This window comes from Duganella sp. Root336D2, assembly GCF_001425005.1.
GTDB lineage: Bacteria > Pseudomonadota > Gammaproteobacteria > Burkholderiales > Burkholderiaceae_D > Rugamonas.
In genome coordinates this window covers 115,016-139,453 of sequence record NZ_LMDB01000001.1, presented here as the reverse complement: position 1 = coordinate 139,453, position 24,438 = coordinate 115,016, and the positions used below count along the sequence as shown (strand labels likewise).

At 66.1% G+C, this 24,438-nt stretch carries 21 protein-coding genes; 17 read left to right on the top strand and 4 right to left on the bottom strand.

Annotated elements, in window-relative coordinates:
• Positions 1-68: 68 nt before the first annotated feature.
• Both ASD07_RS00555 and ASD07_RS00550 read left to right on the top strand, forming a co-directional pair.
• Positions 69-974: a GGDEF domain-containing protein gene (locus ASD07_RS00555; protein ID WP_055923633.1), complete on the top strand. Its 906-nt coding sequence runs from the start codon at positions 69-71 to the stop codon at positions 972-974.
• A complete protein-coding gene (locus ASD07_RS00550) occupies positions 971-1,987 on the top strand; it encodes an AraC family transcriptional regulator (protein WP_055923630.1) in 1,017 nt (338 codons plus the stop codon). The genes ASD07_RS00555 and ASD07_RS00550 overlap by 4 nt, the downstream gene beginning before the upstream one ends.
• 39 nt (positions 1,988-2,026) lie before the next feature.
• Here the strand turns inward: ASD07_RS00550 and ASD07_RS00545 are convergent, their stop codons facing one another.
• The gene (locus tag ASD07_RS00545; protein ID WP_055923627.1) at positions 2,027-3,166 is read right to left on the bottom strand and encodes a hypothetical protein; all 1,140 of its coding nucleotides are present in this window, start codon (positions 3,164-3,166) and stop codon (positions 2,027-2,029) included.
• A gap of 120 nt (positions 3,167-3,286) precedes the next feature.
• Between ASD07_RS00545 and ASD07_RS00540 the strand changes: the two genes are divergently transcribed.
• Positions 3,287-4,177 (top strand): LysR family transcriptional regulator, encoded by an 891-nt coding sequence (locus ASD07_RS00540; RefSeq protein ID WP_055923623.1) that lies wholly within the window; start codon positions 3,287-3,289, stop codon positions 4,175-4,177.
• Here the strand turns inward: ASD07_RS00540 and ASD07_RS00535 are convergent.
• Entirely contained in the window at positions 4,174-6,549 is a 2,376-nt protein-coding gene (locus ASD07_RS00535) for a diguanylate cyclase domain-containing protein (RefSeq protein ID WP_229207006.1), read from the bottom strand. The genes ASD07_RS00540 and ASD07_RS00535 overlap by 4 nt on opposite strands.
• Before the next feature lie 107 nt (positions 6,550-6,656).
• Between ASD07_RS00535 and ASD07_RS00530 the strand changes: the two genes are divergently transcribed.
• The gene (locus ASD07_RS00530; protein WP_156397796.1) at positions 6,657-7,850 is read left to right on the top strand and encodes a glycosyltransferase; all 1,194 of its coding nucleotides are present in this window, start codon (positions 6,657-6,659) and stop codon (positions 7,848-7,850) included.
• Here the strand turns inward: ASD07_RS00530 and ASD07_RS00525 are convergent.
• Entirely contained in the window at positions 7,847-8,035 is a 189-nt protein-coding gene (locus ASD07_RS00525; protein WP_055923614.1) for a hypothetical protein, read from the bottom strand. The two genes, ASD07_RS00530 and ASD07_RS00525, sit on opposite strands and share 4 nt — an antisense overlap.
• A 205-nt stretch (positions 8,036-8,240) precedes the next feature.
• Between ASD07_RS00525 and ASD07_RS00520 the strand changes: the two genes are divergently transcribed.
• The 7 genes from ASD07_RS00520 to ASD07_RS00490 all read left to right on the top strand — a co-directional run bounded on the left by ASD07_RS00520 (position 8,241) and on the right by ASD07_RS00490 (position 18,486).
• A complete protein-coding gene (locus ASD07_RS00520) occupies positions 8,241-9,629 on the top strand; it encodes a class I SAM-dependent methyltransferase (RefSeq protein WP_055923611.1) in 1,389 nt (462 codons plus the stop codon).
• On the top strand, positions 9,626-10,987 hold the full coding sequence (locus ASD07_RS00515) for a sensor histidine kinase (protein ID WP_055923608.1): 1,362 nt from the start codon (positions 9,626-9,628) through the stop codon (positions 10,985-10,987). The genes ASD07_RS00520 and ASD07_RS00515 overlap by 4 nt, the downstream gene beginning before the upstream one ends.
• A complete protein-coding gene (locus tag ASD07_RS00510) occupies positions 10,984-12,102 on the top strand; it encodes a hybrid sensor histidine kinase/response regulator (RefSeq protein ID WP_055923605.1) in 1,119 nt (372 codons plus the stop codon). Before ASD07_RS00515 ends, ASD07_RS00510 begins: the two co-directional genes overlap by 4 nt.
• On the top strand, positions 12,099-13,088 hold the full coding sequence (locus ASD07_RS00505; protein ID WP_055923602.1) for a response regulator: 990 nt from the start codon (positions 12,099-12,101) through the stop codon (positions 13,086-13,088). Before ASD07_RS00510 ends, ASD07_RS00505 begins: the two co-directional genes overlap by 4 nt.
• A gap of 102 nt (positions 13,089-13,190) precedes the next feature.
• A complete protein-coding gene (locus tag ASD07_RS00500; RefSeq protein WP_055923599.1) occupies positions 13,191-13,373 on the top strand; it encodes a hypothetical protein in 183 nt (60 codons plus the stop codon).
• A gap of 83 nt (positions 13,374-13,456) precedes the next feature.
• Positions 13,457-17,581 carry an ATP-binding protein gene (locus tag ASD07_RS00495; protein ID WP_055923596.1) on the top strand — a complete coding sequence of 1,375 codons (4,125 nt, stop codon included), beginning with the start codon at positions 13,457-13,459 and terminating at the stop codon, positions 17,579-17,581.
• A complete protein-coding gene (locus ASD07_RS00490) occupies positions 17,563-18,486 on the top strand; it encodes a diguanylate cyclase domain-containing protein (protein ID WP_055923593.1) in 924 nt (307 codons plus the stop codon). The genes ASD07_RS00495 and ASD07_RS00490 overlap by 19 nt, the downstream gene beginning before the upstream one ends.
• Here ASD07_RS00490 and ASD07_RS00485 read toward each other — a convergent pair.
• The gene (locus ASD07_RS00485) at positions 18,467-19,456 is read right to left on the bottom strand and encodes a diguanylate cyclase (RefSeq protein ID WP_082507079.1); all 990 of its coding nucleotides are present in this window, start codon (positions 19,454-19,456) and stop codon (positions 18,467-18,469) included. The genes ASD07_RS00490 and ASD07_RS00485 overlap by 20 nt on opposite strands.
• Before the next feature lie 143 nt (positions 19,457-19,599).
• Between ASD07_RS00485 and queE the strand changes: the two genes are divergently transcribed.
• The 6 genes from queE to ASD07_RS00455 are packed head-to-tail and all read left to right on the top strand — an operon-like array spanning position 19,600 to position 24,266.
• Positions 19,600-20,232, top strand: coding sequence for a 7-carboxy-7-deazaguanine synthase (gene queE, locus ASD07_RS00480; RefSeq protein WP_055923587.1), 633 nt, complete (start codon positions 19,600-19,602; stop codon positions 20,230-20,232).
• A 14-nt stretch (positions 20,233-20,246) separates the two neighbouring features.
• Positions 20,247-20,690, top strand: a complete 444-nt coding sequence (gene queD, locus ASD07_RS00475) for a 6-carboxytetrahydropterin synthase QueD (RefSeq protein WP_055923584.1) — start codon at positions 20,247-20,249, stop codon at positions 20,688-20,690.
• A gap of 7 nt (positions 20,691-20,697) precedes the next feature.
• Positions 20,698-21,150, top strand: coding sequence for a tRNA adenosine(34) deaminase TadA (gene tadA, locus ASD07_RS00470; protein ID WP_055923581.1), 453 nt, complete (start codon positions 20,698-20,700; stop codon positions 21,148-21,150).
• Between the two features lie 40 nt (positions 21,151-21,190).
• A complete protein-coding gene (locus ASD07_RS00465) occupies positions 21,191-22,087 on the top strand; it encodes an alpha/beta fold hydrolase (protein ID WP_055923578.1) in 897 nt (298 codons plus the stop codon).
• Entirely contained in the window at positions 22,084-22,983 is a 900-nt protein-coding gene (gene ldcA / locus ASD07_RS00460) for a muramoyltetrapeptide carboxypeptidase (protein WP_055923574.1), read from the top strand. Before ASD07_RS00465 ends, ldcA begins: the two co-directional genes overlap by 4 nt.
• A complete protein-coding gene (locus ASD07_RS00455) occupies positions 22,983-24,266 on the top strand; it encodes an FAD-binding oxidoreductase (protein ID WP_055923572.1) in 1,284 nt (427 codons plus the stop codon). The genes ldcA and ASD07_RS00455 overlap by 1 nt, the downstream gene beginning before the upstream one ends.
• Positions 24,267-24,438 lie beyond the last annotated feature (172 nt).

The following is a 24,438-nucleotide window of genomic DNA, read 5'->3' as shown; positions in this document are numbered from 1 at the left end:
GGCGGTGAGCTGAAATGACCCCGTGCCTGTCATGCGCCGGTCACACGGCAGGACTAAGCTGCGCGGTTATGCTGAAACTTCATCGACATTCCCTGGTGGCCGCGGCGCTTGCCGTGATTGCGTGCCTGCTGCTGTATGCCGGCGCGGGCCAGGCCAAACCGTTCAACGCGTGGCGCTGGATGGACATTGTTGCCGAAGGCGGCATGGCGGCCATGGCGGGGCTGTGGTTCGTCATGACCCTGAGCAGCCGGCCGGGAGGGCTGGTCACGCGATTGTTGTCCGGCGGGCTGGCCGCCATCATGCTCGGCTCCTGGGCCGACTGCCTCGATGAATTCTTCCGTATCGACAAGGCAGCAAGCTGGGACAACTGGCTGGAGGCCCTGGTGCCATTCGGGATGCTGGTCCTGACGGCCGGCATCTATTACTGGCGCCACGAGCAGTTCATGCTGAACGACCACCTGGCCAAGCGCGAACGGCTGTTCCGCCAGCACCGCGCATTCGACCGCGTGACGCAACTGGCCGATGCTGCCTACATGCGGCACCAGATCCGGCTGGAGCAGGAACGCGACCCGTCCGGCCAATGCGCGCTGGTCTTATTGGACATCGACGGCTTCCACCGGATCAACCGCGAACATGGCGCGCGCGAGGGCGATCGCGTGTTGCAGGCGGTTGGGCACATGCTGTTGCTTAACCTGCGCAATGAAGACCTGCTGTGCCGCTACGCCGGTGACCGATTTGCATTGCTGTTGCCCGGCATGAAGGACGACCAGGCGCGCGCGCTGGCACAGCATTTGTGCAGCATGGTGGCGGCGATGCGCCATCATGGGCCGCAAGGTCCACTGCCGGTGAGCCTTCGTTTTGCGAGCGATGCGGCGCAAGGCGATGCAGATTGCCTGCTGGCGCGCCTGTCCGCCGCAGTCGATGGCGCCGGGGAGGTCCTTTTGCCGCGGTCGCAGGCGGCTTACGCGTCGTGATCCGCTACACGCTGCCGGACCAGGCGACCATTCCCGCGCAAGGCGTGCCATGGCACTTTTTGAAATACGCACTGCAACGCGATGCGCTGCCGGCGCCGATCGCGCGTGGCACAGGCATGCCCGGCGATGGCGGCGCGCCGTTACAGGGTACGCTGCTGAGCCCGCAGCAATGCCTGCAACTGCTCGGCAACACTTTGCGCGAACTGGATAGCCCGGACACCGGCTTTATGCTCGGCCAACACATGCTGCCCGGCGCAGATCCCGCTCTGTCGGGCGCACTGCGCCAGGCCGCGTCGCTTGGGCAGGCGCTCGCGATCCTGTGCGAGTGGCCGTCGTTCCTATCGCCATTGCTGCGCCCACGCCTGCACGTTGGCGACGGCCAGGCTGTGCTGTACTGGAGCGACAGCCATGGCGCGCCCGGCCTGCGCGCGGCGCTGGTGGAGATGCATATGACGGCCGTGGTGTCGCTGGCGCGCTGGCTGGGCGGCCGCCGCCTGCCGTGGCGCTTCTGTTTTAACCGCGCCCGGCCGCGCCACATCGAGCAGCATGAGGTGCATCTTGGCGGCGACCTGCGTTTCGATTGCCAGCTCGACGCCATGCTGCTGGATGCTGCGTTGCTGTCGCAGCCATGGCCGGGCGGGAATGCCGATGCATGCGCGGCCGGCCTGGCTGCCGCAGGCGGGCGTGGGCGCGCGCCCAGCTTGGCCGATGCACTGTACGACTACCTGCTGGCCGAAGTACGCTGCGCTCCCACGCTGGAAAGTGCGAGTGCGGCTTTCGGTGTCAGCCCTGCGACGCTCAAGCGACACCTGGCTCGCTACGGCACGCACTTCGTGGCGGAGCTGGACCAGGTCCGCACCCACGTGGCCTTGTACCTTTTCCAATCGCGGCGGGCCGACAATGAGGCAGTAGCGGATTACCTGGGCTTCCATGATGCAGCCAATTTCCGTCGATCCTTCAAGCGCTGGACCGGGCTGACACCGGCATTGCTGAGGGCATCCCTGGCGGGCTAGGACCGGCATGCCGGAAGCATTGGCCCGCCGGGGCGAGGCTCAGGCAAGTGCGAACAATTGCGAATAGACGCGGGCTGCCATCAGTCCCAGCGGCTGGTGATGCACGGCTGGCCCCATGTGGCGGGCGAGCAGGGTCATGGCTTCGGCCTTGCCGCCGCAGGCTGCGATCTGGGCTTCCAGCAGGCCAAGCTCGCTGGAGATGGTTTCCCAGGCGTGCTCGTCGCCGTCGAAGCGGTGGCGCAGGATGGGGCGGGGGTCTTCCGGCACCGGCGGCGCCTCGGCGGCCTCCGTAATGCCGGCCGCAGGCGCAGCGAAGATGGCAGGCATGGCGGATCCGTTGGCAACCGGCGGGTCCTGTGGCGCGCCGTCTTCCGGCGTCGCCGGCATGGTTTGCAGGCCGATGCGACCGAGGGCATAGCCCAGCTCGACTTGCTGCATGAACTGGGCCGCTGTTTCAGGCGCCTCGCCGAGCATGGCGCGCAGCACATTGAGGATGACGCTGTCGGAAGGCGGCGGGGGCGGCAATGCGATGCCGAGTTCTGCCAGTTCAAGCAGCAGCGAAGGCTGGGCGGCGGGCTGGTCCGCGACGGCGAGCTGATAGCCAAGCAGCTCAGCCACGTAGGGTTCGCCCGCGCTGGCCAGCGCGAGCCGGATAGCGCCTTGCACGAAGCCGCCGTCTTCCAGGTCTTGCCAGGTGCTGCAGGCCTGGACGGCAAGCACTTGTCGCACTTGCGCAACATGATTAGCCGCCGGAATGCCTTTGCCGAGGTAATCGAGGTAAAGCTTGACCAGCGGCATATAGGCCGCCTGCCGCCAATGGTCGAGCACACTATGCAGCCAGGCGCCTTCGACCAGCAAGCCGGGCGCCTGCACGCTCAGGAAGCGGCGTGCCTGGGCCAGCGTCGCAAAGTGGCGGCGCGGGGCGCCTTCCTGCCGTCCTTGCTGGTATTGCCGGAACTCCTCGGCGCGGTTGCGGCTGCGCAGTTCCAGCCATTCTTCCAGGCCGTGCAGGCCGCCGCTCCAGGATGATGGCAGGGCTGCCGCCTCGGCCAACCGCCGCTGCAGGTAGCCAGTTGCGGCGGCGCGGTCGGGCGCCTCGCGCAGCAGCATATACAGCTGTTGCGAGGGGCCGCTGGCTGCGGCCTGGGGGCTACGGCTAAGTGGAAGTGTGGTCATCATGTCAACCAGTATCCAATTGCAAGGCAGTGTTTCCAAGCAGAGAGAAGCGCGCCGCCATGTCGGACCAGTCTTACATGGTCGTGTAAAATCGGCCGCCATTGGTAAAACACAGGATCGCACATGCTTGACGCAATGTCGATGGACCAGCTGCGTACTTTCATCGCGGCCGCCGAAGAGGGCAGTTTTTCGGCAGCGGGGCGCAAGCTGCGGCGCGCGCAATCGGTGGTCAGCCAGACCCTCGCCAACCTCGAAATGCAAGTCGGCTTCCAGTTGTTTGACCGCAGCGGCCGCTATCCGCAATTGACGGAACAGGGGCGCGCCTTGCTCGATTGCGCGCGCGCCGCGGCCAGCAGCATGGATGGCTTCAAGGCCAGGGCCCGTACCCTAGCCGAGGGACTGGAAGCGGAACTGTCGGTCGCGGTCGACGTGATGTTCCCGATCGGGCGGCTGACGGAGGCGGTGCGGGTCTTCCATCACGAGTTTCCCGGCACGCCGCTGCGCCTTGATGTGGAAGCCCTGGGCGCCGTGGTGCAGCCCTTGCTGGAGCGGCGCTGCCGGCTAGCCGTGATCGGTTCTTATCCCGATGTGCCGCCAGAGTGCGAAACGGACTTCCTGTTCGAGGTGCCGGTGGTGGCAGTGGCGGCGGCCGGCCACCCTTTGGCCGCCATGCCTGCGCCGATTGCGCGCAGCGAGGCGGCGCGCCATGTGCAGCTGATCTTGAGCGACCGCTCGACGCTCACCGCGGGACGTCAATTCGGTGTGGTCAACCAGCAAGGCTGGCGCCTGGCGGACCTGGGCGCCAAGCATGCTTTCCTGCGCGCGGGCCTGGGCTGGGGCGGCATGCCGCGCCATATGGTGCAAGACGAGCTGGCGCGCGGCACGCTGGTCGAGCTGTCGCTGGAAGCGAGTCCGGTTCTGGGCCAGGCATTTTCAATGTATGCAAGCTGGCGCAAGGACCTGCCGCCGGGGCCGGCCGGGCGCCGCTTGATTGAGTTGCTGCGCGCGGCCTAGGGCTGGGATATCGCCGCTTCCGGCAGGCCGCGGCCATTGTCGATGGTGAAGCCGTTGCGGCCGCGGCGTTTGGTATCGTACAGCGCCATATCGGCGCGCCCGATCAGGCCGCCCGCCGTTTCGGTGCCGCCGGCATACAGTGCAATGCCGATGCTGGTGGTGACGCGCAGTGGCGCGTCGAGCACGGTGAAATCGTGCGCCACGGCAGCCATGACCTTCTCCGCCAGGAGCTGGACCTCGCCGGCATGGCGGATATTTTCAAACACGATCACGAATTCATCGCCAGCCAGGCGCGCCGCGGTATCGGTGGTGCGCACGCTGCCGGACAGGCGCAGTGCGAATTCCTTCAACACTTCGTCCCCGCCGGCGTGGCCCAGGCTGTCGTTGATGTGCTTGAAATTGTCGATGTCGAGGTAGGCCAGCGCCATCTGGCTGTCCTGGCGCCGCACGCGTTCGATGGCCTGGTCCAGCACGTCTTCGAACTGGCGCCGGTTGGGGATGCCGGTCAGCGGGTCGCGCCGCGCCTGGCGCAGCAATTCCGCTTCCACCTCGCGGCTGCGGGTAACGTCGGTGGTCAGGGCGTAGACCAAAGGTACGCTGCCGTCCTTGCGCACATCGGGCACGAAAATGGTTTCCAGCACGCGCGGCTCGCCGTGCAGGCGGGCGGTCGATTCGTATTCCGTGACTTCACCGCTGAAGGCGCGGTCAAGCCAGGGGCGCGCTTCTTGGTAGGCGCTGCCGCCGGCTACGCTGGCCATCGGGCGCCCGGGCAGGGTATCGGGATCGGTATCGAGCCAGCGGCGGTAGGTGGCGTTGCCGAACTGCAGGACGTGCTCGCGGTCGATGGCGCTGATCATCACCGGCAAATGGTCGGCAATCAGGCGCAGGCGCTTCTCGCTGGCAGCCTGCGCCAGTTCGGCAGTCTTGCGCTCGGTGATGTCGGTGCACATCATGTAGAAGCCAGGCACGCTGCCATCGGGCGCCAGGTCCGGCACCAGTTCGGCCATCAGGTGCAGGTGGCGCTCCAGTTCCTCGCCGGGGCGCTCGACGTGGACGCGGCGTCCGGCCAGCACGATATCGAAGCAATCCTTCCAGCGTTCGCAGGCTTCGGTGCCAAATACTTCATCGAAACGCTTGCCGAGCATGGTGCGCGGGTCGATGCCGAGCAGGAATTCGTAATGCTCGTTGGTGAAATGGTAGCGCAGGTCGCGGTCGATATAGGCCACCAGGGCCGGGATGTTGTCGGCGATCACGCGCGCCCGTTTTTCGCTTGCGGCCAGCCGGTCCTGCGCGGCCTGGCGTTCCGCCGTCAGTTCATACAGGGCTTCGCTGAGCTCGCCGATCTCGTCCTTGCCGCCGCTGCGCAGCAGGCTGATATCGCCGCCGCGGTTGCGGATGGCATGCAGGTTGGCGCGCAGTTTCTGCAGCGGCGACAGCAGGGCGTTGATCATCAGCCAGCTCAGCACCCCGGCCACCGCCGCAAACACCGTTGCCGCCAGCACCGCTTGCTGGCGCATGCTGATCATGGGCGCGAATGCTTCGGCAGTCGGGTAGCGCGCCGCCACGATCCAGTTGGTGGCGTTCAGCCGCTTATAGGAATAGATGCCGTCCACGCCATCCTTGTTGCTCGCCTCCATCCACCCTTCAAAGCCATCGAGCGCGCGCTGGGTACCGAGGTTAAGGCCGGGGCGCGCGTTGATATGCTCCAGCAGGCGTGACTTGTTGGGGTGATTGACCAGCAGGCCGTCGGTGGTCATGATGAACATGAAGCCTGTTTTGCCCGGCTTCATGGTATTGAAATGGTGGAAGAAGTCGGAGTTCAGCAAGTCGATGCTGCCCACCAGGACCGCCTGCACGTCGCCGCCGCTGTCGATGATGGGATGGGTCAATACGACGACGGGCAAATTGGACACGCGACCGCGCAGGGGCGGTGATATGATGGCCCGCTTTTGCGCCAGGGTCTGGACGAAATAGGGGCGGTCGGCCACGTTGGGCTTGTCCTGCTGCGGCGTGCGCAGGCTGGCCAGGTAGCGTCCATTGCTGTCGAACGCCGCCACGTTGGCAAATTCGGCGGAGGCCGAGGCATGGCGCTCGATGGCGGCGTGAATCGCGGAGGGCGTGCGCTGGGTCGCCGGAATCGCGTCCGCGATGGAGCTTAGCAGCAGGCGTTTGCTGGCCAGTTGCTCGTCGATATGGGCGGCGGCGACCGACAGGAGGCTGAACTGTTGCTGGCCGATCACGCTTTTCATGTCCCGTTCCGACATCGACAGGGCCAGCCAGGTCACGATGCTGGTGGCTGCAAGCACGAACAAGATGACCACGCAGGTCATGCGCGCACGCAAGCTCTGGGGTAGCAGTCGGGTGAGGGCCATGGCTTAGTATTGCACACCTGTTTGCGAGTGTGTTCTAAAATCCAAGGCACAGCCTTAACTGGAAATAATGTGAAAAATGCAATGACACTTGGCTGGGTGAACTGAGAATGGCTCATTTCCACCTGGCTTGGGAATTAGGGGGGGACCTGGCCCATGCAGGACGCTTGCGGGTCATTGCGCAAGCCCTGCTGGCACGCGGCCATGCGGTCAGCCTGTCGGTGCGCGACCTGGGCCAGGCCCGGCGCCTGCTGGGCGGACTCGAGGTGACGATGCTGCAGGCGCCGCTCTGGCTGCACGGCGCCGCCCAGCATGCGGCCAGCCTGGCCGAAATCATGCTCAGTTCCGGCTACCGCGAAGCGCAGGGACTGGACGGCCTGGTACGCGGCTGGCGCTCGGCGCTGCAGTTGCTGAAGCCCGACGTGGTGGTGGCCGAGTTTGCGCCCACGGCCTTGCTGGCGGCGCGCACCCTGGACATTCCTTCGGCGGCAATCGGTGCCGGTTTCACCTTGCCGCCGCCGGGCCAGCCCTTGCCCAATTTCCGCCCGTGGGAAGCGATGGACCTGCAGCGCCTGGCTGCGGCCGAAATGCATGCCCTGAAAGTCATGAATACGGTACTGGTGCACCATGGCGGCGTGCCATATGTGCAGGCGGCCGATGCGCTGCTGGGGCGCCAGCATTTCCTGTGCGCCTGGCCTGAACTGGACCATTATGGGCGCCCGCCCGAGCGCGAACAGTGGTACGGCCCCGCCTTCGTGGCGCCGGCTGGCGAAGCGCCGCAGTGGCCGCCCGGCCACGGCCACAAGGTATTCGTCTACCTGCGCCAGGAACATCCGGCCCACGTCGCGGTGCTGCACGCCCTGGTGATGGAAGGCTGCCGGGTGCTCTGCTACCAACCGGAAGTAGCTGCCGGCGCGGTGCCGCCGGTACATGCCACCAGCCTGGCATATGCACGCGGGCCGGTCGACCTGGCGGCAGCGCTGGCCGAGTCGCGCATCTGCGTCAGCCAGGCGGGCGAGGGCAGCATCGCGCATTCCCTGCTGGCCGCGGTGCCCATGCTGCTGTTGCCGACCCAGCTCGAGCGCTACCTGCTGGCGGCGCGCCTGGAACAGGCCGGCGTGGCGGTCAACGGCGGTCGCCTGCCGGGGGCGGTGGATTGGCGCAGCGTGGTGCGCAGTTTGCTGATGGACGGGCGTACCCTGATGGCGGCGCGCGGCGTCGCCAACCGTTATGCCGGCTTCACGCCGGCGCAGATGGCCGACCGGCTGGCTGCCCGCCTCGAACTGCTGGCGGCGAACGCTTAATGTGCTGCGCCTGGCCGGTGCTGATCGCAATACTGGCGCCAGGCCAGTTCTTCCAGCGCGGCCACCGCGTCGCGCAGTCCGTCAAAACGTGCATCGGTGAAACTGCGGGCAAACCGTTCGTGGAATTCCACCCGCTCCAGTTCGGCGGGCGGCTGCTTGCGTGGCTGCTTGCGTGACTGCTCCATCGTATTCTCCAAGACTTGGGCCCATTTTGGCAGCGGGAAATGGTCGCGTCTGTGCGGCAGCGTACTGTTGGCAAGTGGGTACGCTTATCATTTATATAAGCCTTACTGTTATGCAGCCAATTCTTCATAGTGAAACGTTGCGATTTGCGCCACAAGTCAGTACACTCAATTTAATTCACGGCAACCATTTAAGTTCCGAATAAAAGTGTATTCACAGGCGCAAATCGATCCGGTCGTCAGTTTCCTGAACACGCAAGGTGAAGCGGTCCGCGGCACCATCGTGACGCTCCAGCGCAAGTCGCTGGTGATGGAAGTGTATAACCCGTATTCCATCGTGCAGGTCAGCGAAGTGTTAAGCGAGCTGACGGTACGCATGGGAACGGCCAGCGCCTACATCGGCAAGGCGGTAGTGATCAGCATGGTCAACACCGGCCTGACTGCCGTGGTGTCGGTGACGCTGATCGACGAATGGCGCGAGCTGAGCGAGGTGGTGATGCTGCCGGGCGCAGTGGGCCGCGAAGCGAGCAAGTTCGTGGCGGACTGGGACGAGCGCTTCCGCATCCGGCGCGATTACCAGATTGCCGTCAACGAGTCGCGCGCCTACCTGGCCGAGGTGGCGCGCTGGGTGGAGCAGGTCGACCTGTCCGATTCGCTGCCGAAAGAGGGCGGCCGCCTGCGCGCCGACGTCTTTGCCGAGCTGGCCGAGCCGCTGATCATGCGCGTGCGCCGCTATTTCGACGACCTGAACAAGGAAGCCGCCCTGGTCGAGGCCGATGCGGCTGCGGCCCACCGCGCTTTTGCCCAGGGCGCGCTGCACCCGCTGATCCTGCGCGCGCCGTTCGTGTTCCGCACCTTCAGCAAGCCGCTCGGCTATGCCGGCGACTATGAGATGGTGAACCAGATCCTGGGCGACCCGCGCCAGGGCCCCAGCACCTACTTCCAGATCGTCAACGCCGCCTTCCTGCAGACGGCGGTGGCGGTGGCGCACCGCAACCGCATCGAAATCCTGGTCGAGTTCCTGAAGCGCCAGGCCGACGCGGCGCGGCGCGTGGGCCGCCCCTACCGCGTGCTGAACGTGGGTTGCGGGCCGGCGCAGGAGATCCAGCGCTTCCTGCGCGAGTACGACGAGCCGCACTGGCTGTCGTTCGAGCTGGTCGACTTCAGCGAAGAAACCCTGGCCTGGACGCGCGGCCAACTGAGCGGCATCAGCGCCGGGCTGGCGCGCCAGCCCGACATCCGCTTCGTGCAGGACTCCGTGCACAACCTGCTGAAACGCCGCGTGGACGGTCCGCAAGCGGGGGCCGACTTCGATGTGGTGTATTGCGCCGGCCTGTTCGACTACCTGTCGGACAAGGTCTGCCACCGCCTGCTGAACTATTTCGCTTCCTGCATGAAGAGCGGCGGGCGCCTGCTGGTGACCAACGTCCACAGCAACAATCCGGAGCGCCCCGGCATGGAACACCTGCTGGAGTGGTACCTGATCTACCGCGACGAAGCCAAGATGGAACAACTGCTGCCGCCGCAATCGCGCGCGCGCCTCACCTATGTCGATGCGACCGGCGTCAATGTGTTTGCCGAAGCGTCGCTGCCATGACCGGACCGGCACCCTACGTGAGCCCACACCTGCATGCGGCCTATGAGTCGGACCTGCGCGCCTACCGGCTGCGCTTCAGCCGCGGCGGCGCCTGGACCGCGATCGGCCTGGTGCTGCTTGGCATCGGCCTCGATTTCAGCCTGTATCCCGACCACCTGGGGTCCTTTACGCTGGCACGGGTGCTGGTGTCCCTGGCCATCCTGGGCATTATCGGCCTGATGCGCCAGCCCTGGGGCGCGCGCCATGTGGAAGCGATGAGCTTCACCTGGCTGATGCTGCCGCAGATCATGATTGCCTGGATGATTGCCGTGACCGAAGGCGCCTCCTCGATTTATTATGCGGGCCTGAACCTGGGCGTGTTCGCCTCGGCCATCGCGTTTGCCTTCCGCATGTGGCAGAACCTGACGCTGGGCCTGCTCACCTACCTGCTGTACGCGGCCGCCTGCTGGGTGCATGACGGCCAGGCGCCGGTGGGCGGCGCCTTTGCCGTCAATTCGCTGCTGCTGGCCTTCAGCGCCATTGCCAGCGCGGTCTGCACCTATTACAACGAGCAGGCGCGCTTCAACCTGTTCCAGTTGAAGGCGGAACTGGCCGACAAGAACGCCCAGCTGGAAGCCAACAACCGCAGCCTGGCCGAGATCAAGGGCCAGATGCTGCAGCAGGAAAAGATGGCAGCCCTGGGTACGCTGGCTGCGGGCCTGCTGCACGAGGTGAACAACCCGGTCAACTTCTGCATGATGGCGATCGACATCGCGATGGAGGAGCCGGGCGCAAAAGGCAGCGAAGTGCTGCTGGAATGCCTGACCGATGCCAAGTCCGGCATGCAGCGCGTGCAGTACATCGTGTCCGACCTGAAGACTTTCGCCTACCGAAAGTCCGGCAGCGACCACGAGAGCGCACAATTCCTGTTCGAGCGCGCACTGGAATCGTCGGTGCGCCTGGTAGGCCACGAGATCAAGGGCATCAAGGTCAATCGCCATCTGCAGCCCGATACCCTGGTGCGCGGCGACGAAGCGGCCATCATCGGCGTGCTGATCAACCTGCTGAGCAATGCGGCGCTGGCCATGCGCAAGGGCGCGACGCAGGATCCGGCCATCGATGTCTATGCGGAAGCGCGCGGCGAGCGCCTGAAGATCACGGTGCGCGACAACGGCCCGGGCATCGCGCCGGAGAATATCGGCCGCGTCTTCGAACCGTTTTTCACCACGCGCGAAGTGGGGCAGGGCCTGGGCCTGGGCCTGTCGATCTGCTACAGCGTGATCCAGCGCCACGGCGGCCAACTGGCGGCGGAAAGCGTGCCGGGCGAATGGACCCGGTTTACCTTTGACCTGCCGCGCGTGAGCGGAGGCGAGAAATGAGCGATCGCAGCCAGCAGGCAACGGTGCTGTATGTGGACGACGAGGAATTGGCGCGCAAGTATTTTGCGCGCGCGGTGGAGAACGACTTCACGGTACTGACCGCGCCCAGCGTGGACGAGGCGCTCGTGATCCTGGCCAGGCCCGACAGCGATATCGACGTGCTGGTCACCGACTACCGCATGCCGGGCCGCGTCGGCGGCGAGCTGCTGCGCCAGGTCGAGCGCGATTACCCGCACCTGGTGCGCATCCTGGTCACGGCCTATGCCGACAAGGAGGTGCTGCTGGAAACCATCAACGGCGGCGACATCTTCCGCATCCTGGAAAAGCCGCTGGACGCCAATATGGTGCGCGACGCGCTGCGCCTGGCCAGTGAAAATGCGCGCGAGCGCGCCATGCGCCGCCAAAGCCTGCTGGCGATCGAGGAGACGGTGGCCTTCCTGGCGCACGAACTGAATACGCCGCTGGCCACCATCGCCAATTTCGCGCGCAATATCCAGCGCCGCGTCAACGCCCAGGCGGAAGACAAGGGCTTGCCGCTGCGGGCCGATATCGGCAACGCCGCGGCGCACATGAACGACAATGCGCGCTACTGCCTGTCGGTGCTGGCTTCGTTTGTCGAATCGGTCAAGCGCGCCAGCGTGGTGCCGACCGCGCGCCTGGCCAGCGGCAGCGCGCAGCAGATGGTCGCGGCCCTGCTGGGCGTGTATCCGCTGGCGCCCGGCCAGCGCGAGATGATCGAAGTCGATGTGCAGGCCGACTTCAATGTGCGCGCCTCGCCGAACTGCGTGGCGCTGGTGCTGTCCTCGCTGCTCAGCAACGCGCTGCGCGCGCTGCAGGGCCAGTCCGGCCCGCGCATCAGGCTCACCGTGGGCGTTGCCGAGCGGCCGTATATTATCGTGCAGGACAATGGCCCCGGCATTGCGCCGGCGCTGCTGAACCGCCTGCTGCTGGACCCGGTGTCCATGCACGGCAGCGAAGGCGGCAGCGGCTGGGGCCTGATCTTCTGCAACCGCGTGATGCAATCGTTCGGCGGCAACCTGCGGGTGCAGTCGGAACCGGGTCGCGCCACCACCGTCACCATGAATTTCCCGGAGTTAGAGAAGGAACGAGCATGACAGAACAACCGACCAAACAAACGCCGGCGATCCTCTACGTCGACGACGAGGCGACCGCCCTCAAATATTTCCAGCGCGCCCTCGGCGCGCTGGCGCCCGTGTACGTGGCCGAGTCGGTGGAGGAGGGCAAGCGTATGCTCGACGAGCACGCCGACGAGATCGCGGTGCTGGTGTCCGACCAGCGCATGCCCGGCGCCTATGGCAATGAGCTGCTGTTCTACGCCTGGGACCGCTACCCGCATATCGTGCGCATCCTCACCACCGCCTATTCGGAACTGGAGCACACGGTGGACGCGGTCAACCAGGGCCAGATCCACCGCTATATCCAGAAGCCATGGGATATTGCCGCGCTGCGCATGGAACTGAAACAGGCACTGGCCCTGGCCAAGCTGCAGAAGGAACATTCGCAACTGCTGCGCGAAAAGCTGCTGGTACGCCAGAAGCAGGCCGTGGCCAGCCGCATCGGCACCCTGTACACGCTGGCGGCCAGCCTGTCGGCCGGGCCGTCCTTCGTGCCGGTGGAAAGCTACCTGGCAGGCGCCCTCAGCGCCGGCATGACGCCGCCGGAACCGGACTGGCTGATGCTGGACCATTCCGACCTGATCAGCTCGGAGGCCTTCCGCAGCGCCGCCTTCGGCTGCGCCGTGCGCGACCACCTGCTGGAGCTGGAGCAGCGCTATGCCGATGCCGACCCGGCGCATGCCTTTGCGCTGCTGGGGGAGGCCTTCGGCCCGACCTTCCGCGCGGTCGATGCCAGCCATGCACTGTTCCTGAAGGCGTCCCAGCTCACCGAATTCCTGGAAACGCCAACCAGCGCGCCGGTCTCGTCGCAACACGCGTTCTGGCTGGCATGCCTGCTGTGGCTGGGCAAGCGCGGCGCGTCGCTGCAAATGGCCAGCAATGTACTGGGCGTCGAATGCCGCCTGGTGCAGGCCGACGCCGCCCTGACGCCGTCGCAGCTGGCGGCCTGGGTCGAGCAGTTCTGAGCGGTGCAGCGCCGGCACGCCGGGAGCCGCTCTCGTTACGTGCGCTGTGCCTGGCAAGGCTTGGCTAGCATGGGGGCAGCAACGGACATCAGGAGGCCAGTCATGCCAAAAGGAGCCAGCCCGAAGCGGGAGCGCGAATACAAGGAACTCAAGCAAGAGTTCAAGGAAGAGCACCGCTACCCCGGCCGCGAGGAAGAGGTCGCAGCGCGCATTGTAAACAAGCAGCGCCGCGAGCACGGCGAAACCAAGGCGCAGAAGTCGCGTTCGGGACGTAAAGTGCATTAATGAAGGCACGTTGAGCAAGACTTTCTGGCAACTTTGCGCTGGAGAGTCGGTTATACTCGGGGCTTCGGAGAACCGGAGCTGCCATGCCAGACCATGCCTTGCCCGAACGTCCTGACCTGCGACACAGGATTGGCCCGGCGGGCCTGGGGACGGTGCTGGCCGGACTGATGGCAATCTCGGTCCTGCTGCTGGCCTTGCTGGCGGCGGCCCTGCTGGGCTGGCGCACTGCCGGCGAACTCAAACACAGCATCGGCCAGGGCCTGGCGCAGCGTGCCGGCGACAGCGCCGACCAGCTCGACGCCGCCATGTTCGAGCGCTATCGCGAAATACAGCTGCTGGCGCGGCGCGCCGGTGCGCTGGCAGAGCAGCACACGCCGGCGCAGCGGCGCCACCTGCTGGAAGACCTGCAGCGCACCTATCCCCTGTATGCCTGGATCGGCCTGGCCGATGCGGCAGGCAAAGTCAGCGCCGCCACCGGCGGCGTGCTGGAAGGCGCCGACGTTTCGAAACAGCCTTGGTGGGCCGAGGCGCCCAGCGGAGTGTATGTGCACGATGTGCATGCCGATCCGCTGCTGGGACGCCTGCTGCCGTCCAACGGTGGCCGCCCCCTGCGCGTGCTGGACCTGGCCTTCCCTTACTACGACGGCGCCAGCCGCCCGGCGGGCGTGCTGGGGGTGCAATTGCACTGGAACTGGGCGCGCGAACTGCTGGCGGAAAACACCATGGTGGTGGCGCGCGAGGGCAAGGTGCTGGCGGGCCCGGACGGCTTGCTCGAGCAGACCCTGCCAAGCAGCGCGCTGGCGCAGGCGCGCTTGCAGCATTCCGGCTATGTGGAAGAACGCTGGGCCGATGGGCGCAGCTACCTGGTCGGCTATGGGCGCACGCGCGGCTACGACGGCTATCCGGGGCTCGGCTGGACGGTGCTGGTGCGCCAGGATACGGCCAGCGCACTGGCGCCGGTGCGCCGCCTGCAGGCCGCCCTGGCACTGGGCGGGATGGTACTGGCGCTGCTGTTTGCACTGCTGGGCTGGCGCACCGCGCGCGCCTTGTTGCGGCCGCTGCAGCAGGCCACGGCGGCGCTGCACGCGGTGGAGCAGGGCACGGCGCGCGAAGTGGCGCCGCTGGCGGGCAGCTTCGGCGAAATGGAAAGCCTGCGCCTGGCGTGCAACGGCGCGCTGCTGCGCCAGCGCGATCTGCTGCAGCAACTCGAGCGCGACAAGGGCGCACTGCAACTGCAGCTGGAGGAGCGCAGTGCAGAACTGGCGCTGGCGCAGGGCGACGGGCGGGCCCTGGCAGCGCGCATGCATGCCATGCTCGATGGGACGCAGGAAGCGTTTATCGGGCTGAGCGAAGCCGGCATCGTCAGCGACTGGAACGGGCGTGCCAGCGAAATCTTTGGCTGGCAGCGCGCGCAAGCGTTGGGCAAGCCGGTCGACCAGCTGTTGCAGGCCAGCGCCGGCCTGCTGGCCGGCCTGGGCGACGGCAGCGTCGGCCAGCCGGTGGCCCTGACGGGCTGGCGCCGCGACGGTACGCGCTTCGACGCCGAACTGACGCTGCGGCGCCATGCGCTCGATGGCGCGCAAGCGTATGCGGTGTTTGTGACCGACGCCACGCAAAGCCGGCGCAGCGAAGAGGCGGCGGCAGAACAGTTGTCGGCGCTGGCCAGTGCCCAGCTGGAGCTGGCGGACAAGGAGCGCTTCCTGCGCACGGTGGCCGACCATAATCCGGCCGCCATCGGCTACGTCGACCAGGACGAGGTGTTCCGCTTCGCCAACCGCAGCTACCAGACCCTGCTCGGGATCGATCCGGCCGCCATGATCGGGCGCAGCATGAAGGAAGTACTGGGCGAGCAGCTGTACCGGCAGATCGAGCCGCAGGCGGCGGCGGCGCTGCGCGGCGAGCGGGTGCACTTCGAGACCGATACCGAGCGCGCCGGCTGGCAGCGCCACTTCATGACCGACTACATCCCTGACACCGATGTGCAGGGCGAGGTGTGCGGCTTCCATATCGTGGCGCTGGACATCACGGCGCGCAAGAAGGCCGAACTGCAGCAGCAGGAAGCCAGCCGCGCCAAGAGCGCCTTCCTGGCCAATATGAGCCACGAGATCCGCACCCCGATGAACGCGGTGCTGGGCATCGGGCAACTGCTCGAGCGCACGCCGCTCAGCGCCGAACAGCAGGAATACGTGCGCCTGATCCGCGCCTCCGGCAGTGCGCTGTTGGCCCTGGTCAACGACATCCTCGACCTGTCCAAGATCGAAGCGGGCAAGCTGGCCGTGGTGGCCGCGCCGTTCCAGGTCGACGAGCTGGCCGAAGCGGTGGCGGCGGCGATGCAGTCGGCCAGCGTGGGCAAGCGCCTCGACCTGCTGCTGACGCTGGATGCGGACCTGCCGCCCAGCCTGGTGGGCGACTTGCAGCGCCTGCGCCAGGTGGCGCTCAACCTGGTGGGCAATGCCATCAAGTTCACTGCCGAAGGCGAGGTGCGGGTGCATATCGGCAGCAGTGCGCCGGGCAGTTCGATGGAAATCCTGCAGCTGGTGGTGAGCGACAGCGGCATTGGCATGAGCGGCGAGCAGCTGGGGCGCCTGTTCAATCCTTTCGAACAGGCCGACAGTTCGACTGCACGGCGCTTCGGCGGCACCGGGCTGGGACTGTCGATTTCGCAGCAGCTGGTGCAGCTGATGGGCGGCACCATCACGGTCAGCAGCGAAGCGGGTCGCGGCAGCGAGTTCGTGGTGTCCGTGCCGCTGCAAGTGGCGCGCCGCCAGCGCCTGGAAGGTTGCGCAGACGGCGCGCTGGCCGGCCTGCGCGTGCTGCTGGTGGATGACCATGTGCCGACGCTGCATTACCTGGAGGCGCAATTGCGGGGCTGGGGCTGCGTGGTGGAGGCGCATGCGGCGGCGCCGGCCGCCGATGCCGCCAACTGGGACGTGGCGCTGGTCGACTCGGTACTGCTGGACGCGCAGGGCACGGCGCCGTTTGACGGCCTCTGCCTGGTAGCGCTGAACCGCAGCCTGGACCGTCATTCGCTGGCGGGCGAAGCGGCAGCGCTGGCCAAACCGGTCATGCCCGGCGCCCTGCGCCTGCTGCTGCAGGGCTTGCGCCAGCGCGGCGCCGTGCCGCAACTGGCGCCGGAGGCGGCGCAGGCAGCCTATGCCAGCGTGCTGCGCGGCGCGCGCATCCTGCTGGTGGAAGACAACCTGACCAACCAGGTGGTGGCGCGCGGCGTGCTGGAGCCGACCGGCGCGCTGGTGACGGTGGCCGAGCATGGCCAGCAGGCGGTGGACATGCTGCGCGCCGAGCCGGCGGCGTTCGACCTGGTGTTGATGGATGTGCAGATGCCGGTGATGGACGGTTTCGAGGCGACCCGCATCCTGCGCGCGCAAATGGGCTTGCGCCTGCCGATCCTGGCGATGAGCGCGGGTGTGCTGGATACCGAGCAGGCCAGGTGCCAGGAATGCGGCATGGACGGCTTCATTCCCAAGCCGGTCGAGTACACGCAGATGCTGGCCACGATTGCGGCCCACCTGGGCGGCGCCGCGGCGCGGGCGCCGTCGCCACCGCCGCCGGCCCTGCTGCAGCAGGCGGCAGCAGCGCCGGCGGCGCACAGCGACGCCGAGCAGCAACCCGGCGTGTTCGCCATCCGCAAGCTGCTGGCGGTGATCGGGCACGGCCCGCAGCGGCAGAACATTGTTTCACTGGTGGAGCGCGTGGTACGCCAGTCGCAAGGGGAACTGGACGCGGCCCGGGCGCACTGGCAGGATGGCGATGCGGTGGCCGCTGCGGCGGGCCTGCATGCGCTGCGCGGCGGTGTGGGCAGCCTGGGCGCGCGCAACTTCGCCGACGCCACACTGGCGGCCGAGGCGGCCCTGCGCAACGGCGATGGGGCCGAGGCCGGGCGCCAGTTCGAACTGGCGCAGATGGCGCTGTCGGCGACGCTGCAGGCCGGCGCGCGCTGGCTGCAGCTTGAACAGCCGGCGCGCGCGGCCGGCGTGCAGCAGGATTTGCACGCGGCCATGCATACCCTGGCCGAAATGCTGCGCCGGCAGGACCTGGATGCACTGGAGCAGTTCCGCCAGCTGCGGCCGCAACTGGCCAGCGAGCGCGGCGACGACGCTGCGGCGCAATTGGAAACGGCGATCGAGGCGCTGGACTTCGGTACCGCGCTTGATGTGTTGAGTGAGGAAGCATGGAAAGCACCATCCTGATCATCGACGACAACCCCGACACCATCCGCCTGATGAGCGCCATGCTGCGCGAGCAGGCGCGGGTGCTGTTTGCCACCAACGGCATGGCGGGGCTGGAAATCGCACGGGCCCAGCGCCCGCAACTGATCCTGCTCGACCTGCAGATGAAGAGCATGGACGGTTTTGCCGTATGCGACCGCATCATGGCCGATCCCGACCTGCGGCATTGCCCGGTGATTTTCGTGACCGCCAGCAGCGGCGTGGAAAACGAGATCGCCTGCCTTGATGCCGGCGCGGTGGACTTCATCACCAAGCCGCTCAGCGGGCCGGTGGTGCAGGCGCGCGTGCGCACCCATTTGCGCTTGCAGGCGGCGCTGGCCAGCCTCGATACGCTGGCGCACAAAGATGGCCTGACCGGCCTGCACAACCGGCGCTATTTCGACGAACAGTTCACGGTCGAAGTGGCGCGGCACCGGCGCCAGGGCGCGGCACTGGGCGTGGCGCTGGTCGACGTCGACCATTTCAAGCTGTACAACGACCACTATGGCCACCAGGTGGGCGATGAGTGCCTGCGCACGGTGGCGCAGGCACTGGCCCAGTGCACGCGCCGGCCGGGCGAACTGGTGGCGCGCTACGGCGGCGAAGAGTTCGTGGTGCTGCTGCCCAACAGCTGCGAGGAAGAGGTGCAGCGCTACGGCACATGGATCTGCGAGCACGTGGCGGGACTGCATCTGCCGCACGCCGCTTCGCTGGTGGCGCCGCATGTGAGCATCAGCGTCGGCCTGTGCTCGCTGCCCCCCGACACCGACGACACGCCGGCCAGCTTGCTGGAGGCGGCCGACAAGGCGCTGTATGAAGCCAAGCGCTCCGGCCGCAACCGCGCCATGCTGGGCGGAGCGCAGCGCGCTAAGTGCCGGGCAGGCTGATCCGGTTGCGGCCCATATGCTTGGCGCGGTACAGCGCCGCGTCGGCCGTGGCCACCAGCTGCGCCGGCTGCTGCTCGTGCGAGGCGATCGCGGTCGCGGCACCGATGCTGACCGTGACGTAGCGCTGGGACGCGCCGCTGTTGGGCAGGCGCAGCGCTTCGATGCGGCAGCGGATCCGCTCGGCGACGATGGCGGCGCCTTTCAGCGACTGGTTGGGCAGGATCACGGCGAACTCCTCGCCGCCATAGCGCGCCACCAGGTCGTTGGCGCGCATTTCGCTCGCTACTGCGCTGGCGATGCGCTTCAGGCAATCGTCGCCGCCGACATGGCCGAAGGCGTCGTTGTACTGCTTGAAGTTGTCGACGTCGACCATCAGCAGCGACAGGGGTTGCGCCTGGCGCAGGGCGCGCTGCCACTCGGCCAGCAAGGTATGGTCGAAGCAGCGCCGGTTGGCCAGCCCGGTCAAGCCGTCGCGCGTAGCCAGCTGCTCCAGCGCGATCTGGGTCTGCTTTTCCTCGGTCAGGTCGCGCAAGGTCTCGACCACGGCCACCAGCTGCCCGTCGCTGTCGTAGATCGGGCTGGCATCGGCGGCCAGGTAGCGGCGGCCGGCGCTGCGCGGCATTTCGCACCAGTTTTCCGCACACAGGTTGTCCCTGGTCCCGGCCGGGCCGCGCGACTGGCCGTCGTACAGGTCGAGGATCTCGCCGGTACGGCCGGCGATCACCAGGTCGGCCAGGGTCGGGCGCTGGTTGGCGTAGAAGGCGCACCAGTGCGCGCTACTGCCAAGCAGCTCGTGCGCCGGGACGCCGGTCAGGCGCTCGCAGGCGCGGTTCCAGATGATGACCCGGCCCTGGGGGTCAAGGACAAAAGTGGGAATGACCAGCAGTTCCATCAGCTTCAATGCGAAACCCTGCGGCTGGTCCGGGCAGGGGGCTTCCATCAGGTGGGAGCTCTGGAGGAGACTATTCATTTGGCGGCGGCCCTGTTTGTTGTTCACTGCGTCGGGAACTTGATTGTGCCGCCGCCGCAAGAGGCAAATGTTGACGAAGCGCAAAGGCATTTCGTTTCGTGAAACGCGCTATAATGTAGGGTTGCCGACCACCGGATTCACCCGTGACTTATAGCATCAAGGAAATTTTCTACACCCTGCAGGGCGAAGGCGCCCACGCCGGGCGGCCCGCCGTGTTTTGCCGTTTTTCCGGCTGCAACCTGTGGACCGGCCGCGAACAAGACCGCGCCAGCGCCGTCTGCCAGTTTTGCGACACCGACTTCGTGGGCACCGATGGCGAAAACGGTGGCAAATTCGCCGCGCCGGCGGCCTTGGCGCAGAAAATCGACAGCCTGTGGCCGGCCGGCCATGGCCATAAATATGTGGTGTTCACCGGCGGCGAACCGCTGCTGCAGCTCGATGCGCAGCTGATCGACGCGATGCATGCGGCGGGCTTTACCATCGCCATCGAAACCAACGGCACCATGGAAGTGCCGGCGGGCGTGGACTGGATCTGCGTCAGCCCGAAAATGGGCGCGCAGCTGGTGGTCAGCAAAGGCAATGAAATCAAGGTTGTGATCCCGCAGAAGGACCAGGACCTGGCCGCCTATGAAGGCCTGGATTTCGAGAATTTCTTCGTGCAGCCGATGGATGGCCCGCTGGCGGCCTTCAATACCACGCTGGCGATCGAGACCTGCAAGCGCAATCCTAAATGGAAACTGAGCCTGCAAACCCATAAACTGTTGAACATACCTTAAGTATTGCTGACTCGATGTTAACTATTACCCGCAAACTGGAATTCGATGCTGGCCATCGCATTCCGGACCACAAGAGCCAATGCCGCAACCTGCACGGCCACCGCTACACCTTGGAAATCACCCTGACCGGCAAGGTGATCGACTCGGAAGGCAATTCCGACAATGGCATGATCATGGACTTTTCGGACGTCAAGACCATCGCCAAAGAGCATCTGGTGGATGTCTGGGACCACGCCTTCCTGGTGTACGAAAAGGACGCCGCGGTGAAGGATTTCCTGTCCTCGCTGCCGAGCCACAAGACCGTAGTGATCGACCGTATCCCGACGGTGGAAAACCTCGCGGCGGTGGCCTGGGATATCCTGAAGGCCGCCTTCAAGGACCGTTACGGCACCGGCCTGCACCTGCACAAGCTGGTGCTGCACGAAACCCCTAACTGCTGGGCTGAAATTGTCGAATGAGTTGTACATGCGCGAGGCGCTGCTTGAAGCGCGTCGCGCCTGGGCGGAAGGCGAGGTGCCGGTCGGCGCCGTCGTCGTCAAGGACGGCGTGGTGATTGGCCGCGGCTACAACCAGCCGATCGGCCGCCACGACCCGACCGCCCACGCTGAAATCATGGCGATGCGGGCCGCTGCCGAAGCACTGGGCAACTACCGCCTGCCGGGCTGCGAACTGTATGTGACGCTCGAGCCATGCGTAATGTGTTCCGGCGCCATGATGCACGCCCGCCTGTCGCGCATTATTTACGGCGCCACCGATCCCAAGACCGGCGCCTGTGGTTCGGTGGTCAATGTTTTCGAGAGCGGACAGCTGAACCACCACGCCGAGGTGGAAGGCGGCCTGCTGGCCGAGGACTGCGGCCAGGTCTTGAAGGATTTCTTCGCCGAACGGCGCGCTTTGCGCAAAAACAACGTCGCCTGAGCGCGCGCCACGCGCCGCTTTGGCGGTGCTATGCTGAGCTATGTCCAGCGTTGATATAAACGGTATTACGATTACCTACGAGTCCAGCGGCGACCCGGCCGGCCCGGCTGTGCTGCTGAACATGGGGCTGGCCCTGCAACTGATTTCCTGGCCGGGCGAACTGGTCGACGGGCTGGTGCAGCGCGGCTTCCATGTGATCCGTTACGACAACCGCGATGCCGGCTTGTCTTCCCATCTCGACCATCTTGGCGCGCCCAACCTGTGGCTGGCCTACCTGCGCCACCTGTTCGGCTGGCCCCAGAGCGCGGCGTATACCTTGAACGATATGGCCGGCGATGCGCTCGGGCTGCTTGACGCATTGGGCGTGGCGGCAGCGCATATTGTCGGTGTGTCGATGGGCGGCATGGTGTCGCAGATCATGGCGGCGCGCTATCCGACGCGCACGCTGAGCCTGACCTCCATCATGTCGAGCAGCGGCCGCCGCGGCCTGCCGGGGCCGACGCCGGCGGCGCGGCGCATCCTGCTGCGCCGCACGGCAAGTGCGCACCACCGGGCGCGCGTGGTGGAGCAGATGGTCGATACCTTCCGCACCATTGGCAGTCCGGCGTTCCCAATGCCGGACGATTTGTTGCGGCAGATGGCCGGTGAGGCAGTGGCGCGCAGCGTGAGTGGTGACGGGGTGGCGCGGCAACTGGTGGCGATTGCCGCTTCGGGCGACCGCAGCGCGCTGCTGCGCAAGATCCGCTGCCCGGCACTGGTGATCCATGGCGATGCCGATCCCCTGGTGCCATGCGCCTGCGGCATCGACACGGCGCGCCAGATCCCGGGGGCGCGGCTGGAGCTGATTGAAGGCATGGGCCATGATATGCCGCCGGTCTTGGTGGGACGCCTGCTTGCCTTGCTAGAACAACATCTCCGGGGTAATATGGCCGGGTGAAAAATATCGGAATTGCCATTGCCGGAACCAGCGGCTACCCCATCGATGACGCCGCGCTGGCACGCGGCATTTCCCGCCTCCAGTCGCAAGGCTATATCGTCCACAATTACTACGACGCGGAGCGCAAATTCGAGCGCTTCGCTGCCTCGGATGGCGAGCGCCTGGCGCAGCTGAACGCCGCCGCAGCCGACCCCGAATGCCAGATCGTGATTGCCTTGCGCGGCCAATACGGCATCAGCCGCATCCTGCCGCACATTGATTTTCGCAGCATGGCCGACAGCGGGAAGCTGTTTGTCGGTTTCAGTGATATCACGGCTTTCCATATGGGCCTGTACCAGGCGACAGGCCGCATCAGTTTCGCCGGGCCGATGAGCGCGGACTTGGTTCGCGAGGAGCCGGTTGCGTACACCTTGAAACAGTTCTGGGATTGCCTGAAGGGGCCGACCCATTCCGTGCGCGGCACGGGGGCAGGCAATCCGCAGCTGGACGTGGAGGGCACGTTGTGGGGCGGCAACCTGGCAATGATCAACCACCTGATTGGTACGCCATACTGGCCGCAGATCGATGGCGGCATCCTGTTCCTTGAAGATATCGGCGAACATCCATACCGTGTCGAGCGCATGCTGCTGCAGCTGCATTTTGCCGGCGTACTGGAGCGCCAGCGCGCCATCGTGCTGGGTGATTTTTCCGGTTACCGGTTGTCGCCGCACGATAACGGTTACGACTTCGACACGATGCTGGCGTATATCCGCAGCCTGCTGCCGGTGCCGGTGCTGACCGGCCTGCCGTTCGGCCACGGAGAATCGCGCTGCACCTTGCCATTCGGGGGGCGGGCGCATCTCGTTTCCGACGGCGAAGGCTTTGACCTGACGGCAAGCGGCTATCCAACGCTGTGATGAACGGCGCGGAGAGCTACTACCGCGCTACCGCGCCCGGCGATGCCTGCGCGCCTCTGGCGGGCCGCCAACAGGCGCGCATCTGCATCGTCGGCGCCGGTTTTGCGGGATTGGCGACGGCGATGTCGCTGATGGAGCATGGCGAGCGCGACGTGGTCCTGCTGGAAGCCGAACAGGTCGGCCACGGCGCATCCGGCCGCAATGGTGGCTTCGTGTTCGGCGGCTATTCGCTCGATGAACAGGCTTTGCTGGCGACCGTTGGCGCGCAGCAGGGCAGGCGGCTCTACCAGCTCACGCTTGGCGCTGTCGACCAGATCCGCCGTCGTATCGCGCAGTACGGCATTGATTGCGACGCTACGCATGGCGGCATTTACCTCGCCAACTGGTTTGACGATCCGCGCGTGCTGGATGAGCGCCAGCACTTCATGCGCGACCACCTGGGCGTCGAGTGGCAACGGATTTCGCCGGCCGATTTCGCCCAGCGGGCGCGCAGCGAGCGTTATTTCGGTGCCCTGTACGAGCAAAACGCCTTCCACTTTCATCCGCTGAAGTACGCGCAGGGCCTGGCGCGCACGCTGCAGGCTGGCGGCATCCGTGTGCATGAAAACAGCCGTGTGGTCTCGATCGAGGCGCTGCCGCGGGCCGCCGGAGGCAAGGGTTGGCGTGTCGCGACGGCGGCTGGCGAAGTGCTGTGCGAGGAAGTTGTCGTCTGCTGCGGCGGCTACCTCGAGCGCCTGTATCCTGCGCTGGCCGGCGCGATCCTGCCAATTGCGACGTATGTCATGGTGACCGAGCCGCTCGGCGGCCGGATGCCGCAGGCATTGGCCACTGATGCGGCCATTTACGACACACGTTTCGCCTTCGATTACTACCGTCCACTGGCGGACAGCCGCTTGCTGTGGGGCGGCCGCATCTCGGTTCGATCGCGTAGTCCGGAGGAGGTGGCGCGCCTGTTGTATGACGATATGCTGAAAGTCTATCCCCAGCTCGCGGGCACCAGGGTCGATTACGCCTGGAGCGGCTTGATGAGCTATGGCCGCCACAAGATGCCGCAACTCGGCAAGCTGCCAAATGGGGTCTGGTATGGCATGGGGTTCGGTGGCCACGGGGTGGGGCCGACATCGTTGGCCGGCGATGTCCTGTCGGCTGCCCTCATGGGCGAACTCAGTAAGGTCGAGCAGTTCGCAGCCTGGGGCCTGCCGACCACCGGCGGCCCGGCCGGGCTGCTGGCTGCACAAATGACGTATTGGTACTACGAATTGCGCGACTGGATGCGGCAATAGAGGGGTGTTCGCGAAATACAGGAAAATTCTTATTCGCTCTTAATCACTCTTATTGCCTCTTGATTGAACTTATTCGCTCTTAAATTGGTCGAAGCTGGCACTGCGCTACGCCGGACGAAGTGTTTCGCCAGTACAGTTCGTGAATGCCGTGGGCGGCTCGTTCAGGAATGCA